Source organism: Brevibacterium moorei, from assembly GCF_024580735.1.
In the GTDB taxonomy this organism is placed as follows: Bacteria; Actinomycetota; Actinomycetes; order Actinomycetales; family Brevibacteriaceae; genus Brevibacterium; species Brevibacterium moorei.
This window is the reverse complement of sequence record NZ_JANIJX010000011.1, coordinates 36,087-53,083: the sequence shown is the minus strand read 5'-3', so window position 1 is coordinate 53,083 and position 16,997 is coordinate 36,087. Positions and strand designations below refer to the sequence as shown.

The following is a 16,997-nucleotide window of genomic DNA, read 5'->3' as shown; positions in this document are numbered from 1 at the left end:
CGACTCAGATTAGCACGAAGTCTCAACTCTCAGTTGATATTTTTCGCGTTCCTTGTGAAGTTGTTACACGGATTTTTTATATAATCCACGAGTATTCAAAATGAGTAAGGGTGAGCTCAATCACTCAATTCAACATCTACTTGAAGTACAGGTGACGGGTCACCTGAGGGCTCACTACTCGTCCGGAAACCCCCACGGAATCAGGCGACCCGGTGCGCAGCCGATCCGAAACCGAACTTCGCCCGAGCACCCGCCAGCAGGGTGAGTACCAGCAGACACGCCGCCACGATGTTGATCAGCTGGAATCCGCCCAGCTCCAGCAGGCTGCCGGAGGCCGCAGCCATGATCGCGGCGCCGAAGTTCATGATCGAGTCCGACAGGCCCTGCAGCGGTACCCTGGCCGTAGCCGGGACCGAACCGTTGAGCACCATCGAACCGCCGATGAAACAGGCCGACCAGCCCACGCCCAGCAGAGTCAGGGCTGTGGAGATGCGCGGCATCTGGGAGCCGGCGATCGCATCGTAGATGCCCAAGGCGAAGGCGATCGCGAAGATCGCGTAGCCCAGGATCGCCACGGTCTGCCCGCCCCACTTATCTGCCATCCAACCGAACAACGGCGACAGTCCGTACATGCCCAGGATGTGCAGGCTGATGACGATCCCTACAAAGTGCAGCGCCATCCCGTCGTGGGCCATGTGAACCGGGGTCATCACCATCACCGATGACATCATCATCTGCGCCGTGGCGACCGTGACCAGCCCGAACAGGGCCACCTTGTTGCGGCACACGATACCGAGCACCTGGCGCACGCCGGGGGCGGGGGCCTCGGCCACGGCGACGTCCTCAGCCCGGCCCGGGGAGCCGGCCGCAGGCCCCTCCCCCACCGCACCGGGCACGGGCTCGGACTTCACGCGCGAGGCGAAGAAGGCCGCGATCGCGAAGGCGCAGACCGACAGGACGAAGGGGCCGGCCAGCGGGTGCAGACCCAGGGCCCGGCCCACGTGGGCACCCGGTTCGGTCAGGTTGGGCCCCGCCACGGACCCGATCGTCGTCGCCCAGACCACGAAGGACATCATCCGGCCCTTGATGTGGTCGGGGGCGTCGTCGGTGGCGGCGTAGCGCGATTGCAGGCCGGTCGCCGTGGCCACGCCGATGAACAGCATGCCCATGAAGTAGCCGGGCGCGAAGTTCAGGGTGGTCGAGACCAGGATGATGAGCGCACCCACGGCCGCCAGCGAGAACCCTGTGGTCAGCGCCCGGCGCCGCGTGTACTTGCGCGCCAGGTTCGCCAGCGGGATCGCGGCGATCGCAGCGCCCAGGATCGAGGCGGTCTGCGACAGGCCGGCGAACTCGGTCGAGCCGGTGAGCTCTTCGGCCAGCAGGCCGCCCACCGCGATGCCCGAGGCGATGCCCACTCCGGAGAACAGCTGGCCCAGGGCCAGGAAGGTCGTATTGCGGGCCAGGGCACTGCGGGGTTTCGCGGGCGTGGCCTGTTGGGTCGTCATCGTCTCAATCTCTTCGTCTGCTCATGGTGGCGTCGCGGTGTCGTCACGGAAATCGTGGTGGAGGTTCATGCCATACTAAGCACTCGATATATCACTGTCACGCATGTCTCATCAGGTGTTCCAGCGGGCACAACATCACCTGTCGTGTGACCTGAGACATAATGAGGCTATAGCGATCCTACAAATCATCACCAGTAGATGCAACACCCTGTTGAACTCCTTGATGTCTTGAGTAGAGTTGCCGCCAGAACCATGCAGACGGGCACTACCCCGACCATCGACACCCGAATCCCAAGGAGGCGCGTGTGACAACTCCCATCGCCGCTGATCCGACACCAGGCGCAACGAACCAGGAGACGCCCCAGGAGACGCCGTTCACGCGCACCATCGACGGTGAGCGCCTCATCGTCGTGTTCAAACAGCTGGTCGAGCCCCTGGGCCGTTCGCTGCCGGCCACCAGCGAGGTGGTGCTGCACGATCTGAGCCTGCTGCCCAATTCGATCGTGGCCGTCTACGGCGACGTCACCCATCGCAGGATCGGCGACCCGGCCACGGACCTGTTGTTGCACCGCAGTGCCACCCATCAATTGGAGACGGTGGTCGGCTATGAGACCCAGCTACCCGACGGGCGCAGGCTGAAGTCCTCGACCATGGTGATCAACGATGTGGCGGGCAACCCCGTGGCGGCCCTGTGCATCAACTCCGATACCAGCGTCTGGAATCAGGTCTCCCGCATCGCCGCGAGCATGCTGGGCCAGGAGACGGCCGGGGACGAGCCCTCTGAAACGGGAACCACCGGCGCCGAGGCCCCCGCCGGGCGGGGCGACGCTCCGGTTCCCGAATCCGGGCCGGGTGCGGTCCTGCGCCCGACCGCGGAGGCTGCTGCCGCCTCGGCCCCGGCGACACCCGGGGATCCGGCGGCCGGGGCGGGAACCCGGGAACAGGAGACCGGCGCCCCGGCGCCCGCGGACCCCGAGGTGTTCGTCCGCGATGTCAACGAACTGGCCGACCTGCTGCTCTCGCGGGCGATCGCCCGGGTGGGCGTGCCCGTGCACCTGATGCGCAAGGCCCACAAGGTCGAGGCCGTGCGGATCCTGAAGTCCCGCGGCATGTTCCTGCTGCGCGACGGGGTGGAGATGGTCGCCTCGGCACTGGACGTCAGCCGCTTCACGATCTACAACTACCTCAACGAGATCGAAGCCGAGGCCCCCGCAGACGAACCAGGGGACGATACCGCGGAGGCGGCGGGGTCCTGAGCACAGGAAGTCGCAGGTGACCCCGGCCAGGACCCGCGTTCTGCGTTAGGTTGGAAGGTGGACCCGCGCTGATCCTGCGCGCTCCGGAATCTACCCGGAAGGAGTTCACGATGAAGGTGAACGCAGCGGTTGCCACCGCACCGAAGACCGATCTGGAAATCCGCGAACTGGAGCTCGACGCCCCACGTCCCGACGAGGTCACCGTCCGCCTGGTCGCCAGCGGCGTCTGCCACACCGACGCGATCGTCCGCGACCAGTGGTACCCGACCCCGCTGCCGGCAGTGCTCGGCCACGAGGGCTCGGGCGTCGTCGAGGCCGTGGGCACAGATGTCGTCGATCTGGCCGTCGGCGACAAGGTGGTGCTGGCCCCCGCGTCCTGCGGCGTCTGCGAGAACTGCATCGCCGGCCACCCGCAGTACTGTGTCGACTTCTACAACCTGAACTTCGGCGGGGCCAGGACCGACGGCTCGAAGATGTTCACCGATTCCGCAGGCGAACCCGTGTCCTCGAACTTCTTCGGGCAGTCCTCGTTCGCAACCCGCACCAATGTCCGTGCCCGCAATGCGGTCAAGGTCGACGACGACGCCCCGCTGGAGAAGCTCGGGCCCCTGGGCTGCGGCATCATGACCGGCTCCGGTGCGGTCCTCAACGTCCTCAAGCCCGGCCCCGGGGAGTCGATCGCCATCTTCGGCACCGGCGCGGTGGGTCTGTCCGGGATGATGGGCGCGGTGGCCGCGGGCGCCACGACCATCATCATGGTCGACATCGTCCCCAGCCGCCTGGAGTTCGCCAAGGAGCTGGGCGCGACCCATGTGGTGAACTCCAAGGAGGTCGACCCCGTCGAGGCGATCCGGGAGATCACCGGTGGCAAGGGCGTCCAGTACGCCCTGGACACGACCGGCGTTCCGCCCGTGTTCTCCCAGATGACGAAGTCCCTGGCCCTGCGCGGGCACGGGGCACTGGTGGGTGCTGCCAAACTGGGCACCGAGGCGCCCTTCGACATCGGCACCCTGCTGACCAGCGGGATCAACGTGTCCATGGTCGTCGAGGGCGATGCAGTGCCGCGCGAGTACATCCCGAAACTGGTCTCGATGTATGAGAAGGGGCTCTTCCCCTTCGACAAGTTGGTCAAGACCTACGCCTTCGAGGACATCAACCAGGCCTTCGCGGATTCCGAATCGGGCACGACGATCAAACCGGTCGTCGTGTACTGAGCGGATACCGATCCTGTATCGCGCGGGGAGGCTCAACGCCCGCGGGTCGCGCCAGGGCCCTACAGCTCCGGGCGCACCCCGCGGGTGAAGGGCACATAGCCCAGCGATTCGACGGCGGCTGCCAGGGAGAACACCGTGTCATCGGCATAGGGCCTGCCCACGATCTGCGCACCCGTCGGCACCCCGTTGGAGGCGAACCCACTGGGCACACTCATCACCGGACAGCGGTTGTTGACATTGAGCTGGGCGGTCAGCAGGGCCTCGATCCCGCTGACCTGCCGGCCGCCCACTTCGATCCCCGTCGCATTGACGTCGACTCCCGCCGGCTGTCCGACCGTCGCCGAGGTCGGGCACACCAGCGCGTCGAAACCCTTCATGATCCGCGCCAGGGCCTGCTGAATCGCCCATTCCGCCTGCACCGCGTCGTACATCGTGTGCTCCGCGGCGACCCGCCGGCCCAGCGCCACGGTGTCACGGCCGTAGTCGGTCAGTTCGTCCTCGCGGCCGGCGGTGGTGCGCGTGACCAGCTGGGAATTCAACTGCCCGAAGTGCACCATGAGTGCGGTCGCGAACTCGCGCCGCAGGTCGGGGAAGGCGACCTGCTCGACCTCGGCCCCGGCGTCGGACAGGGCCTCGAGCAGGGCGCGGGTGTTGGCCCTGACCTCGGCGTCCACGGCGAAACCGCCCAGGTCCTCGCTGTAGGCGATGCGCATCCCGGCCACCGGTTCATCAGCGCGGATCGTGACGTCCGGCAGCGAGGTCTGGTCGCGCCAGTGCTGCCCGGAGATCAGGTTGAAGCCCACGCATGCGTCTTCCACACTGCGCGCCAGCAGGCCGTCGCCACGGTAGTAGTCGAGGCTATTGGGCGCGGCACCGGGCACCCGGCCATAGGGCGCCTTATAACCCAGCAGTCCGCAGTAGCTCGCGGGCCCGCGGGTCGAACCGCCGATGTCCGAGGCCGTTGCCAGGGTCGTCATCCCGGCGGCCAGGGCCGCACCGGACCCGCCGGAGGAACCGCCAGGTGAGAAATCCGGGTTCCAGGGGTTGCGGGTCACGCCCCAGGCCAGGGACTGGGTGTAGCCGGTGATGGAGAACTCCGGGGTGGCGGTGCGCGCGTGCAGGATCGCCCCGGCCGCGCGCAGCCGCTCGACGACGGGATGGTCGAAGTCCGGCACAGTGCCGTCCCAGGCCAGCGAGCCCTCGGTCATATGGCGCCCGGCCATCGCGTGCTTCTCCTTGACCGCCACGGTGATCCCCTCGAGTGCCCTGGCGGTGCCGGCGCGGTAGCGTTCCGTGGCGGCAGCGGCCAGTTCGCGGGCCTCGTCGTCGTAGCGGTCGACGATCGCGCCCAGCCCGTCGGTACCGCCGTCGGGGGTGCCGCCTGCCCCGTCGTATGCGTCGATGCGCGCCAGTTGCGCCTCGAGCACCGCGGTGGGGGTGGTGGTTCCGGCACGGAAAGCGGTCAACAATTCCGTGGCAGAGGCATAGGCCAGCTCGGTGGGATCGGTGAAGTCGGTGTGCTCGCTCATGGCACCACTCTAATATGCTCCACGTCACAATATCGGGCGGTGGCTCCACTGTGTCGAGAGTGGCTCCACAATGTCGACTGTGGCTCCACACAGTGTCATATGACAGGCCCACGGTGCCGCGGCCGGGATCGGGCCTAGCCTGTGAGCAGCGAAAACAAAACACCACGTATCTCAAGGAGGAACCATGGGCGAGAAGATCGAATCGACGATTGAGAGCTTCGAACTGGACCACACCATCGTCAAGGCGCCATATGTGCGCCGGATCGCCGTGGAGCACGGCCCCGGCGGGGATGCGCTGTCGAACTTCGATCTGCGCCTGACCCAGCCGAACGAGACGGCCATCCCCACCGGCGGCCTGCACACGATCGAGCATCTGCTGGCCGGGCTGCTGCGCGACCGCCTGCCCGGGATCGTGGACTGCTCGCCGTTCGGCTGCCGCACCGGCTTCCACCTGATCGTCTGGGGTGAGCCCACCGCCGCCGAGGTCGCCTCGGCCCTGAAGGACGCGCTGGACCAGATTGCGCACTCCATCACCTGGGACGATGTGCCCGGCACCACGATCGAGACCTGCGGCAACTACCGCGACCACAGCCTGTTCTCCGCACAGGAATGGTCGAAGACCGTGCTGGAGCAGGGCATCAGCATCGACGCCTTCGACCGTTCCGTACTCGCGTGAGCACAGTTTCCGCACGCAGTCCACTCCCCCGCTTCCCAGAACTGCGCGGCCGGGTGGCCCTCGTCACCGGCGGCGCCCAGGGCATCGGCGCCGCCGTGCGCGACACCCTGCTGGCCCAGGGCGCCACGGTCATCAGCGCCGATCTGGCCCATCCGAGCGCGGAACCCACAGAGGTCGCGGTGGGCGCCGCGGCCTCGGCGGCAGGCGGAACGGCGGCTGCGACCGGCGGCCGCCTGTTCGAGGCGCGCTTGGACGTCTCGGACGAGGCCGGGGTCGAGGCCCTGCTCGACGCAGCCTGGCGCGGGTTGGGGCCCGTAAGCATCCTGGTCAACGTCGCGGGCATGTCGACGATGGACTTCGTCGTCGATTCCACCCTGGCGAACTGGGAGAAGACCAACCGGGTGAACTCGACCGGCACCTATCTGGTGGCCAGGGGCGTGGCGCGCCGGCTCAAGGATGCGGGCCTGCCCGGACGGATCGTGCTGCTGGCCAGCCAGGCGGGCAAGAACGGCTACCGCGCGATGGGCGCCTATGTCGCCTCGAAGCACGCTGTGCTGGGGCTGACGAAGACCATGGCGATCGAATTGGCCGCCGCCGGAATCCTGGTCAATGCGATCTGCCCGGGGATCGTCGAAACCCCGATGAAGCACCGCGAGCGCGTCGAGGGCGGAGCGCTGCGCGGGATGACCGCGGCCGAGGTCGAGGCCGAGGACAACTCCCAGGTCCCGCTGGGACGGACCGCCGATCCGCAGGACGTGGCCAATGTGGCGCTGTTCCTGGTGTCGGACCTGGCGTCCTATATGACGGGCCAGGGCATCAACGTCACCGGCGGCATGACGATGCACTGATCTACATATGTAGGTGTTTGTTCAGTCGCATGACTTCAAGTCGTGCGACTGATCGCGTTCACCCCGATTTCGCACGAGATCAGCCCTTTTGGTTACTCTCGCGCCACTGAAGCCGGTCCGAGTGAACAAACACCTGCACATGTATCTCACTCAACATATTCACACAATCTATGTCTTTTGAGACTGTTTGCACTAGATTACTCTCATATACATGAAACTATCGCAAACAGTCATAAGAACTATCCACCGACCCTTATTGACCTCGGAGGTGCGTAGAACCGGGATCTCCCGGACCCCACGGGACGGCAGGAACGGACTGCGACTCATCTACTCCGGTGTGTGGACCAGTGATGATGTCACCCAGGATGTCGAGTGCCCCCGGTTCGGAGCAGATGATCCCGACTGGCTCGAACTGCGCACTCGCGCAGCCGCCCTCCAACGACTCTTCCCCGATGCGCGCCCCGGCCGGCGCACGGGAGCCTATCTACGCGGATTGCCCGTCTCCACCGACACCTCGCTCCTGCAGATCAGCCGCCGGGCGGGAACGGGGTTGATCCGCAGGCCCGGCATCGACACCCTGCGCACCAAGCACCATGGGGACCACCCGACGGCGGGCATCCTGGTGCAACCGACGGCCTTTCTCATCGTCGAGCTCACGCGGATCCTCCAGCCGGTGGACATGGTCTACCTCCTGGATGCCGTCATGGGGCCCTGGCACGGTCCACCCGAGGCGACCAAGGCCGAGATCCGGGCGTTCGCCGATGCACTGGGAAACTTTCGCGGGCGCAGAAATCTCCTGACGGCCCTGGAGACCGCGCGGGAGAAAGTCGGCTCGCCTCGGGAGACACGTCTGCGCCTGGCCCTGGAGAAAGCCGGCCTGCCCACCCCCGTTGTGGGCCACCCCGTGACGATTCCGGGATTCGGCACCATCCATCCCGATTTGGCCTACCCCGGGATCAAACTCGCCATCGAATACGAGGGTGGGCACCACTTCCTCGACGCCGATCAGATCGAACACGATATGCAGCGGTACTTCTATCTGACGAAGGCCGGCTGGCTTGTCATCCGCGTCTCCAAGTACACCGCGCTGAGCTGGGTCCTGGCGGAAGTCAGGGAGCACATCGCCACAAAGGCCCTGCCTCTGTATTGAGCCACGCCTGTATTAGACCGTACAGTCGCACGGCGTGGGGTTCCACGAACATGCGACACCACGCCATCCAGGCCACGAATCAGCGCCCGGAGGTTACACTCGCACCGCCACGGCGCCCGCGAGTGAACAAACACCTACAGTTGTGGGTGCACCCAGCGCCCCAGAGCTCAGCGCCTCAGCACTCCACCACATTCACCGCGAGCCCGCCCATTGCGGTCTCCTTGTACTTGTGGCTCATGTCCTCGCCCGTGGACTTCATCGTCTGGATCACCTCGTCCAGGCTCACGCGGTGCTCGCCATCGCCCCACAGTGCCATCTTCGCGGCGTTGATCGCCTTGCCCGCGGCGATCGCATTGCGTTCGATGCACGGCACCTGGACCAGTCCGGCGATCGGATCGCAGGTCAGGCCCAGATTGTGCTCCATCGCGATCTCGGCGGCGTTCTCCACCTGCTTGGGGGTCCCGCCGAGGACCTGCGCCAGGCCGGCCGCTGCCATCGAGGACGCGGATCCGACCTCGCCCTGGCAGCCGACCTCGGCCCCGGAGATCGAGGCGTTGCGCTTGTAGAGCGTGCCGATCGCGGTGGCGGTGAGCAGGAATTCGACGATCGCGCGCTCCCGCCCCCGCTGCCCCTCGGCCACGACACCGGGCACATAGTTCAGGGCGTAGTGCATGACGGCGGGGATGATCCCGGCCGCGCCATTCGTGGGCGCGGTGACGACCCGCCCGCCCGAGGCGTTCTCCTCGTTGACGGCCAGCGCCACCAGGTTCACCCATTCCTGGTAGAACTCCGGTTTGCGCTCGGGGTCCATCTCCTTGAGCTTGAGGAACCAGTCGTGCGCGCGCCTGCGCACATTGAGCCCGCCGGGCAGGAAGCCGGAGCGGTCGATCGAGTTCGCCGCGCACTGTTCCATCACCTCGTAGATGTGCAGCACGCCGGCGCGGATCTGCGATTCGGTCCGGCTGGTCAGCTCATTGTCCAGCACCAGCCGCCAGAACGGCTTGCCGGTGTGCCCGGCCAGTTCCAGCAGATCAGCGCCCGAGGCGAACGCATGCACCGCAGCCGGCGCCCCGGAGGGTGCCCCCTGGGACGCCTGCGCGGCGCCGTCGGCCGCCTCGCCTTCCTCCTCCGAGGCCGCGACGATGAAACCGCCGCCCACGGAGTAGTAGGTGTCGTGGGCCAGCTGGGCGCCGTCCCGGTCGAAGGCCGTGAGTTCCAGCGCGTTCGTGTGCCGCGGCAGCACGGTCAGCGGGCGCTTGACCATGTCCGCCTCGGTGAACGGCAGACAGCGGACCTCGCCGGGGAACTCCCCCGCGCCGATCAGGCGGTCGGCAAACGGCAGCATCCCGGTCTGGGCCAGGCGCGAGTTCCGGGCGTCGACCTCATTCGGCAGGGTGGTCTCCGGGTCGCAGCCCTGCAGGCCCAGCAGGATCGCATCGAAGGTGCCGTGGCCGGAACCCGTGGCGGCCAGCGAACCGAATACGTCCACCCGCAGCCCGGCCAGGCGGGACCAGTCCCCGGCCACGGCCTCGGCTACCAGGTGCGTGAAGCGCAGGCCCGCGCGCATCGGGCCGACGGTGTGCGATGACGACGGGCCGATGCCCACCGTGAACAGTTCGAAGACGCTGACCATGACTACCCTTCTCCTATCCCCACGCTGAGCAGGCGGTTCGGTCGGCTCGCAGGCACTTTTCTCAGACCGAATCGCCTGCTCAGCGTCAGGGGGTGTTTCCTCAGATGTGGTTGGCCGCGGCGTAGGCGGCGGCGTCCAGCAGCTCGCCCGCTGCGGTGACCTCGACCTCGAACAGCCAGCCGGCGCCGTAGGGGTCCGAGTTCAGCAGGCTCGAGTCCGCGGTGGCGGCCTCGTTGACCGCGGTCACGGTACCGGACACGGGTGCCACGATATCGGATACCGACTTCGTCGATTCGACCTCGCCACAGGCCTGACCTGCGGTGATGCTATCACCGACGGCCGGGGGCTCGACGAAGACGACCTCGCCGAGGGCGTCGGCGGCAACCGCGGTGATGCCCACCCGCACGGTCGTGCCGACCAGTTCGGATGCGGTCGTGTTGACCCATTCGTGGTCCGCCGAGTACTGGAAGTCCTGCGGCAGCGGGGGAAGTTCGGCCATGATGATGCTCCTTTGAATATGTGTGTATGAAAACTCTAGAACGCTCGCGCCATGCGCGGGCCCGACGCCTTAAGCACGACGCCTTGGGCCCGCGACCCTAGGACTGCCGCCGGTAGAACGGCAGTTCGACCACCGTGAACGGCAGGCCCTTGCCGCGCACGTCCACGCTCAGCTGTGTGCCGGGGGCAGCAACCGCCGTGTCCACATAGGCCAGTGCGATGGGGTGGCCCAGGGTGGGGCTCGGCTGGCCCGAAGTGACCGTGCCGATCGCGGCCCCGGCAGCATCGAGCACGGTGGCTCCCGCACGGGCGGCGCGGCGCTGTTCGGAGCTCAGCCCCACCAGCACGCGCGTCGGTTCGCCCATCGCCTCGAGCGCCGCGCGAGCGAAGAACTCGCCCTTGTGCTTCAGCGCTCCGCGGACCATTCCGCCCAGCCCCGCGTCGAAGGGGCTGGTGGTGGAGTCCATCTCGTGGCCGAACAACGGCATCCCGGCCTCCAGGCGCAGGGAGTCGCGGCTGGCCAGGCCGCACGGGACCAACCCTTTGTCCTCGCCCACGTTCTCCAGGTAGTTCCACAGCAGCACCGCGTGCGCATTGTCGACGAACAGCTCGAAGCCGTCCTCACCGGTGTAGCCGGTGCGCGCCAGCAGCACGGACACGCCCAGGATCTCCACCCGGGTCCAGGCGTAGTAGCGCAGCTCCGTGATCGCCGTGCGGGCTGCGGCGATCGCAGCGTCCTCGGCGGCCGCAGTGTCCTCACCCTGCGTCGCCAGCAGGATCGCCTCGGCGGCGGGCCCCTGCACCGCAACGAGCGAGGTCTGGGCCGATTCGTCGACCACCGTCACCTCGAAGTCGCCGGTGCGTTCGCTCATGGCGGCGAAGACCACGGCGGTGTTCGCGGCATTGGGCACGACGAGGAATTCGTCATCGGCCAGCCGGTAGGTGATGAGGTCGTCGATCGTGTGACCGGCGGCGTCCAGGATCACGCCGTACTTGGCCCGGCCCACCTCCATCGGGGTGTAGCGGGCCAGCAGGGCGTAGTCCAGATAGGCAGCGGCATCCGGGCCGGACACCCGGACCTCGCCCATATGGCTCAGATCGAACAGTCCGGCCGTCTGGCGCACCGCGCGGTGCTCGGCCAGTTCCGAACCGTACTTCAGCGGCATGTCCCAGCCGCCGAAGTCGGTGAACGCAGCACCCAGCTGCTTGTGGACGTTGTACAGGGCGGTCTGGCTCATGCCTTCCCCTCCGTTGCGGTTTCCGTGGCCGAGGCGGTTTCCGGCAGGTCGACCGCGAAGGCCTCCGGCGGCGGGCAGGAGCACACCAGGTTGCGGTCGCCGTAGGCCCCGTCGATGCGGCGCACCGGCGGGAAGTACTTCGTCAGTTCCAGGCCGGGCACGGGGAACACCGCCTGCTTGCGCGAATATGCGCCCGTCCAGTCGTCCATCACGCAGGTCGCCGTGTGCGGGGCCGCGTGCAGGGGCGATTCCTCATAGGAATAGGCGTCCCCGATCGCGTCGATCTCCGCACGGATGGCGCGCATCGCGGTGATGAAGCGGTCCAGTTCGCCCTTGTCCTCCGATTCGGTCGGTTCGACCATGAGGGTGCCGGGCACGGGGAAGGCCAGGGTCGGGGCGTGGAAGCCGAAGTCGACCAGCCGCTTGGCCACGTCCTCGGCGCTCACGCCCGTCGCCGCGGTCAGCTCCCGCAGATCCAGGATGCACTCGTGGGCGACCAGGCCGGCATTGCCCGTGTAGAGCACGGGGAAGGAGGCGTCGAGCTCATGGGCCAGGTAGTTCGCGCCCAACAGCGCGGACTTCGTGGCCTCGGCCAGGCCGGCCGAACCCATCAGGCGCAAGTAGGCGTAGCTGATCGGCACGACCCCGGCGGAGCCGTAGAGGCTCGCGGACACGGGCAGGCCGGTGGCCGCGCGGTCGCCGGAGACCAGGCGGGCGTCGCGCGGATCGCCCGGCAGGAACGGTTCGAGGTGCTCGCGCACCGCCACCGGGCCCACGCCGGGGCCGCCGCCGCCGTGCGGGATGCAGAAGGTCTTGTGCAGGTTCAGGTGGCTGACGTCGCCGCCGAACTCGCCGGGCCGGGCCAGGCCCAGCAGGGCGTTGAGGTTGGCGCCGTCGATGTAGACCTGCCCGCCGGCTGCGTGGACCTTGGCGCAGACCTCGGTCACGGCGGATTCGTAGACGCCGTGGGTCGAGGGGTAGGTGATCATGATGCCGGCCAGCACGTCCGCGTGCGCGGTGATCTTCGCGTCCAGATCGGCCAGATCGATCGAACCGTCGTCGGCGGTCGCCACGACCACGACCTCCAGGCCGGCGAGTACTGCGGAGGCGGCGTTCGTGCCATGGGCCGAGGCCGGCACCAGCACCACGCGGCGCTGCTCCTGGCCGTTCGCCACGTGGTAGCCGCGGATCGCCAGCAGGCCGGCCAGTTCGCCCTGGGAGCCGGCGTTGGGCTGCAGGGACACACGGTCGTAGCCGGTGACCTGGGCCAGCATCCGTTCGGTCCGGGCCAGCAGTTCGCGCCAGCCGCGCGACTGCTCGAGCGGGGCGAAGGGATGGATCGAGGCGAATTCGGGCCAGGTGATGGCCTCCATCTCCGCGGCCGCGTTGAGCTTCATGGTGCACGATCCCAGCGGGATCATGGTGCGGTCCAGTGCCAGGTCGCGGTCGGCCAGGGTGCGCAGATAGCGCATCAGCAGGGTTTCCGAGCCGTGCGTGTTGAACACGGGGTGGCTCAGGAAATCGCTGTGGCGGATCAGCTCGGCCGGCAGCTGGGGCTCGGCGACGTTCGCACCGGCCGGACCGTAGGTGCCGTGGCCCGCGCGTTCGAAGGCCTCGGGATCGATCTGGCTGGGTGCACCCAGAGCGCCCAGCAGGGCGTTGGCATCTGCGACGGTGTGCGGTTCACCGAAGGACACGCCCACGTGGGTGGCGTCGATCAGACGGATATTGATGCCCACCGCATCGGCGGCCGCCACCGAGGCGTGCGCATCGGGCACTGCCAGGGTGAGGGTGTCGAAGAACTCCTGGGTGGACACGGTGAGGTCCGCGGCTTCGGCCACACGGCGGGCGAAGGCGTGGGCCAGGCGGTGGATCCGGGAGGCGATCCGGGTCAGGCCGGCGGGACCGTGGTAGACGGCGTAGAAGCTGGCGACATTGGCCAGCAGGGCCTGGGCTGTGCAGATATTGCTGGTGGCCTTCTGCCGGCGGATGTGCTGCTCGCGGGTCTGCAGGGCCAGGCGGTAGGCGGGCTTGCCGTCGACGTCCTTGGACACGCCCACCAGGCGGCCGGGCAGCTGGCGCTTGAGTTTGTCGGTCACGGCCATGAAACCGGCGTGGGGGCCGCCGAAGAACAGCGGCACGCCGAAGCGCTGGGCCGAACCCACCGCGATATCGGCGCCCTGTGCTGCGGGGGTCTCCAGCAGAGTCAGGGCCAGCAGGTCCGCGGCGAAGGCGACCAGCGCGCCGCGCTCCTTGGCGCCGGCCACGGCGGCCTCGAAGGTGCGCACCGCACCCGAGGTCCCCGGCTGGGCGCACACGATGCCGAACACGTCCTCGCCCACGAGGCCCTGGCTCAGGTCCTCGACGCGGACCCGGAAGTCCATCGCGCGGGCGCGCGAGTTGACCACCGCGATGATCTGCGGGTGGAGTTCGCTGTCGAGCACGACCTCGGAGCCCTTGCGGGTTGCGCGGCGCATCAGCAGCACGGCCTCGGCCACGGCGGTCGCCTCGTCGAGCAGGGAGGCGTTGGCGATGTCCAGGCCGGTCAAGTCCTCGACCATCTGCTGGAAGTTCAGCAGGGCCTCCAGGCGGCCCTGGCTGATCTCCGGCTGGTAGGGGGTGTAGGCGGTGTACCAAGCGGGGTTCTCCACCACATTGCGGCGGATCACCGCCGGCGTGATCGTATCGGAGTAGCCCTGGCCGATCATCTGCACGCGGGTGACGTTCTGGTCGGCCAGTTCGCGCAGTTCGGCCAGCACTTCCTCTTCGCGCAGGGCACCGGGCAGGGAGTTGGCTTCGGCCTGGGCGATGGAGTCGGGGATCGCCGCGGCGGCCAGGGAGTCCAGGGAGTCATAGCCCAGCGCGCCCAGCATCGCGGCTGCATCCGCTGCGCGCGGGCCGATGTGGCGGTCGGAGAAGGGCCGCGGGGCATCGCCCGAGGCCGCGGAGGTGTGTGCGAACGTGCCCGGGGCCCCGGAGTTCGTCGCTGTACTGGAGGACGGAGTGGTGGAGGCCGTCATGAACTTCCTTCGATCGGCTGGATCAGGTCAGTCCTCCCCGCTCTGTCACTCGGCTTGCGCTGCTCGGGCCAGGGGTCCGAGGCGGGCGCGCGTGCGCTCCAGAGTTGCCTGCGCGCACTGGTACTGGGCCTGAGAGTTTCCCGGGGAGGGAATTGCACCTACGGCGCCACTGGTCCGATCATCGGTCCGATTCGTCCAGCGGCTCTCCCAGAGCGCGTCATGACGGCTGCTGCCAAGTCTAGCGAAGATTTGCGACGGACAGGTTACGGATGTCGCTGGGCCGTGCGGGACGACTTAGGACTGGCCCAGGTGAGCTCTCAAGGTCTTTCCCACGTATTCCGTGCGGAATCTACCGCGCCGCTGCAATTGGGGCACGACATGGTCGACGAAGTCCTCGATACCCTGTGGCAGGGAGGGCGGCATCAGATTGAACCCATCGGCGGCACCGGTATCGAGCCACATCTCGATCTCGTCGGCGATCGACTCCGGTGTGCCCACCATCGTGCAATGGCCCCCACCCGCCGCCAACCGGCCCAGCAGCCGGCGCACCGTGGGCCGTTGAGTGGCGATGATGCGCAGAATCGTGGCGTAGCGGCCTTTGGGCCCCGTGAACTCCTCCAACGGGGGCAGCGGCGGCACGGGTGCATCCAGGTCCCATCCCGAGGTGTCCTGTCCGATGAACACGCTGAGCTGCCGCAGCGAGTTCTCCACGGGGAGGAGTCCGTCGAGTGCCGCCTGTTTGGCCAGGGCCTCTTCCATGGTCGACCCCACATAGGTCACCAAACCGGGCAGAATCGCCACTGCGTCCGGATTGCGCCCGGCGGCGGCGATGCGACGGCGCACATCGCCACGATAGGCACGTCCGGCCTCGGCGTCGTAGGCCACCGCATATATTGCCTCCGCGCGGCGCGCGGCCAGGTCGCGGCCCTGTTCCGAGGCCCCGGCCTGGAAGAGCACAGGCCGACCCTGGGGAGGGCTCGGCACGTTGAGCGGGCCCCGCACCGCGAAATTCCGACCGCTGTGGTTGAGCTCGGTGAGCATGGCGGCATCGACATACCGGCCGGGGTGGACTCCAGAAGCCCCAATCCCCTCTCCCCGTTCGACGACGATGGAGTCGGCCGGCCAGGAATCGAACAGCCGCAACACGACGTCGACGAACTCTTCGGCCCTGGCGTAACGGGTGGCATGATCCGGCAGGTGCGGCATGCCGTGGTTCTGCGCTTCTGCATCGAACATCGAGGTCACCACGTTCCAGCCGATGCGCCCTCCTGAAATATGGTCCAGACCGGCCAACATCCGCGCCGCATGGTACGGCGTGTAGAACGTGGCCGACACAGTACTGACCAGTCCGATACGATCCGTCGCCTGGCTCATGGCGGCCAGCAGAGTGAGGGGTTCGAGGGCCCAACCGGGCCCGTCCTGCACTGCGTCCCCGCTGAGGGACTGTCCGTCGGCGAAGAACACGGCGTCCAGTTTGCCGCGTTCGGCGATCCTGGCCAGTTCCTTGTAGTACTCCACATCGGTGAGGTGTTCGCTTGGCGCATCCGGTGCACGCCAAGCGGCCGCGTGGTGGCCGACACCGTGGATGAACAGGTTGAGATGGGCCTGCTTGACCGTCACGTCCCTCACCCCTTGACCAGGCCGCCGTCCACGATGAGATTCTGTCCGGTCACGCCCCGCGCCCAGGGGCTGGCGAAGAACAACACCGCGTCGGCCAGCTGTTCGGGCGTTGTGACCGCGCGCAGCGGGGTACTCGCGGCGATCCCGGCGAAGACCTCTTCCGGGGTGGCCGCCGATGCATCGGTGGTCTGCAGGAGTCCACCGGAGACCATATTGACGGTAATCCCCCGGGGCCCCAGATCGTCGGCGAACGTCCTGGTCAGGGACAGCAGTGCCGCCTTGGCGGCGGTGTAGTCGTGATACGGCACAACAGGGTTCTGGAACAGATTGGTCCCGATGTTGACGACCCGCCCGAAACCGGCCCGCGTCATGCCGGGCAGCGCCGACTGGATGACATTCAGTGGGCCCTGAACGGAACCGGCGAACTGCGCGGCGAGTTCCGGGTACGTGATCCGGTCCGCCTTCGCTCGGGCATCACCGTTGAATGAGAAGTCGATCAGGGCGTTATTGACCACCGTGGTGACGGGGGCACCCCAGGTGGCGGATGCCTCGGCGAAAAGGGAATCGACTTGGGCACGGTCCCGGACGTCCGCCTGGATCGCGAGTGCCCGGTCGGGGAACTCCTGGGCCAGGGCCCCGGCGGCATCGTGCGAAGCACGATAGTCGATGACGACGCGGGCGCCCTGGCCCAGGAATGCCCTGGACACGGCCGCGCCCAGGCCGCGGGCCCCACCGGTGACCAGGACGATCTGCTCGGCGAGCGGAAGAACGGTTGATGTCATGATGCATGCCTCTCGATAGGAGGCGAAG

Annotated in this window: 13 protein-coding genes and 1 riboswitch; of the genes, 5 read left to right on the top strand and 8 right to left on the bottom strand. The window is 67.6% G+C overall.

Features of this window, described 5'->3' with window-relative positions; all coding sequences use genetic code 11:
* Window positions 1-200: 200 nt before the first annotated feature.
* Window positions 201-1,505 (bottom strand): MFS transporter, encoded by a 1,305-nt coding sequence (locus NQ034_RS08880; RefSeq protein ID WP_257048369.1) that lies wholly within the window; start codon window positions 1,503-1,505, stop codon window positions 201-203.
* A gap of 305 nt (window positions 1,506-1,810) precedes the next feature.
* Here NQ034_RS08880 and NQ034_RS08875 point away from each other — a divergent pair, with 305 nt between their 5' ends.
* The gene (locus tag NQ034_RS08875; RefSeq protein WP_257048368.1) at window positions 1,811-2,761 is read left to right on the top strand and encodes a helix-turn-helix transcriptional regulator; all 951 of its coding nucleotides are present in this window, start codon (window positions 1,811-1,813) and stop codon (window positions 2,759-2,761) included.
* Window positions 2,762-2,871: 110 nt separating this feature from the next.
* Window positions 2,872-3,975 carry an NAD(P)-dependent alcohol dehydrogenase gene (locus tag NQ034_RS08870; RefSeq protein ID WP_257048367.1) on the top strand — a complete coding sequence of 368 codons (1,104 nt, stop codon included), beginning with the start codon at window positions 2,872-2,874 and terminating at the stop codon, window positions 3,973-3,975.
* Between the two features lie 59 nt (window positions 3,976-4,034).
* Here the strand turns inward: NQ034_RS08870 and NQ034_RS08865 are convergent, their stop codons facing one another.
* The gene (locus NQ034_RS08865) at window positions 4,035-5,504 is read right to left on the bottom strand and encodes an amidase (protein ID WP_257048366.1); all 1,470 of its coding nucleotides are present in this window, start codon (window positions 5,502-5,504) and stop codon (window positions 4,035-4,037) included.
* A gap of 184 nt (window positions 5,505-5,688) precedes the next feature.
* On the opposite strand from NQ034_RS08865, the gene NQ034_RS08860 reads away from it, so the two are divergent.
* The 3 genes from NQ034_RS08860 (at window position 5,689) to NQ034_RS08850 (ending at window position 8,178) form a co-directional block, all read left to right on the top strand.
* Window positions 5,689-6,180, top strand: coding sequence for an S-ribosylhomocysteine lyase (locus NQ034_RS08860; protein ID WP_257048365.1), 492 nt, complete (start codon window positions 5,689-5,691; stop codon window positions 6,178-6,180).
* The gene (locus tag NQ034_RS08855) at window positions 6,177-7,028 is read left to right on the top strand and encodes an SDR family NAD(P)-dependent oxidoreductase (RefSeq protein ID WP_257048364.1); all 852 of its coding nucleotides are present in this window, start codon (window positions 6,177-6,179) and stop codon (window positions 7,026-7,028) included. Before NQ034_RS08860 ends, NQ034_RS08855 begins: the two co-directional genes overlap by 4 nt.
* A gap of 268 nt (window positions 7,029-7,296) precedes the next feature.
* Window positions 7,297-8,178, top strand: coding sequence for an endonuclease domain-containing protein (locus NQ034_RS08850; RefSeq protein ID WP_257048363.1), 882 nt, complete (start codon window positions 7,297-7,299; stop codon window positions 8,176-8,178).
* A gap of 175 nt (window positions 8,179-8,353) precedes the next feature.
* On the opposite strand, the gene NQ034_RS08845 is transcribed toward NQ034_RS08850, so the two are convergent.
* The 6 genes from NQ034_RS08845 to NQ034_RS08820 all read right to left on the bottom strand — a co-directional run bounded on the left by NQ034_RS08845 (window position 8,354) and on the right by NQ034_RS08820 (window position 16,969).
* Complete coding sequence (locus NQ034_RS08845; protein ID WP_257048362.1) at window positions 8,354-9,811, bottom strand: L-serine ammonia-lyase; 1,458 nt, start codon at window positions 9,809-9,811, stop codon at window positions 8,354-8,356.
* A 100-nt stretch (window positions 9,812-9,911) separates the two neighbouring features.
* A complete protein-coding gene (gene gcvH / locus NQ034_RS08840; protein WP_257048360.1) occupies window positions 9,912-10,310 on the bottom strand; it encodes a glycine cleavage system protein GcvH in 399 nt (132 codons plus the stop codon).
* Between the two features lie 97 nt (window positions 10,311-10,407).
* Window positions 10,408-11,547, bottom strand: coding sequence for a glycine cleavage system aminomethyltransferase GcvT (gene gcvT, locus NQ034_RS08835; RefSeq protein WP_257048359.1), 1,140 nt, complete (start codon window positions 11,545-11,547; stop codon window positions 10,408-10,410).
* Window positions 11,544-14,567: an aminomethyl-transferring glycine dehydrogenase gene (gcvP, locus tag NQ034_RS08830; RefSeq protein ID WP_257048358.1), complete on the bottom strand. Its 3,024-nt coding sequence runs from the start codon at window positions 14,565-14,567 to the stop codon at window positions 11,544-11,546. Before gcvP ends, gcvT begins: the two co-directional genes overlap by 4 nt.
* Before the next feature lie 108 nt (window positions 14,568-14,675).
* A riboswitch (glycine riboswitch) is annotated at window positions 14,676-14,787 on the bottom strand.
* 74 nt (window positions 14,788-14,861) lie between these two features.
* Window positions 14,862-16,187 (bottom strand): LLM class flavin-dependent oxidoreductase, encoded by a 1,326-nt coding sequence (locus NQ034_RS08825; protein WP_257048357.1) that lies wholly within the window; start codon window positions 16,185-16,187, stop codon window positions 14,862-14,864.
* 5 nt (window positions 16,188-16,192) lie between these two features.
* Complete coding sequence (locus tag NQ034_RS08820) at window positions 16,193-16,969, bottom strand: 3-oxoacyl-ACP reductase (RefSeq protein ID WP_257048356.1); 777 nt, start codon at window positions 16,967-16,969, stop codon at window positions 16,193-16,195.
* Between the last annotated feature and the right edge of the window lie 28 nt (window positions 16,970-16,997).

Coding starts and splice junctions, on each gene's coding strand:
- gcvH (WP_257048360.1), bottom strand. CDS start 10,310: ATGGCCGAACTTCCCCCGCTGCCGCAGGACTTCCAGTACTCGGCGGAC.
- NQ034_RS08865 (WP_257048366.1), bottom strand. CDS start 5,504: ATGAGCGAGCACACCGACTTCACCGATCCCACCGAGCTGGCCTATGCC.
- gcvP (WP_257048358.1), bottom strand. CDS start 14,567: ATGACGGCCTCCACCACTCCGTCCTCCAGTACAGCGACGAACTCCGGG.
- gcvT (WP_257048359.1), bottom strand. CDS start 11,547: ATGAGCCAGACCGCCCTGTACAACGTCCACAAGCAGCTGGGTGCTGCG.
- NQ034_RS08870 (WP_257048367.1), top strand. CDS start 2,872: ATGAAGGTGAACGCAGCGGTTGCCACCGCACCGAAGACCGATCTGGAA.
- NQ034_RS08860 (WP_257048365.1), top strand. CDS start 5,689: ATGGGCGAGAAGATCGAATCGACGATTGAGAGCTTCGAACTGGACCAC.
- NQ034_RS08820 (WP_257048356.1), bottom strand. CDS start 16,969: ATGACATCAACCGTTCTTCCGCTCGCCGAGCAGATCGTCCTGGTCACC.
- NQ034_RS08845 (WP_257048362.1), bottom strand. CDS start 9,811: ATGGTCAGCGTCTTCGAACTGTTCACGGTGGGCATCGGCCCGTCGTCA.
- NQ034_RS08880 (WP_257048369.1), bottom strand. CDS start 1,505: ATGACGACCCAACAGGCCACGCCCGCGAAACCCCGCAGTGCCCTGGCC.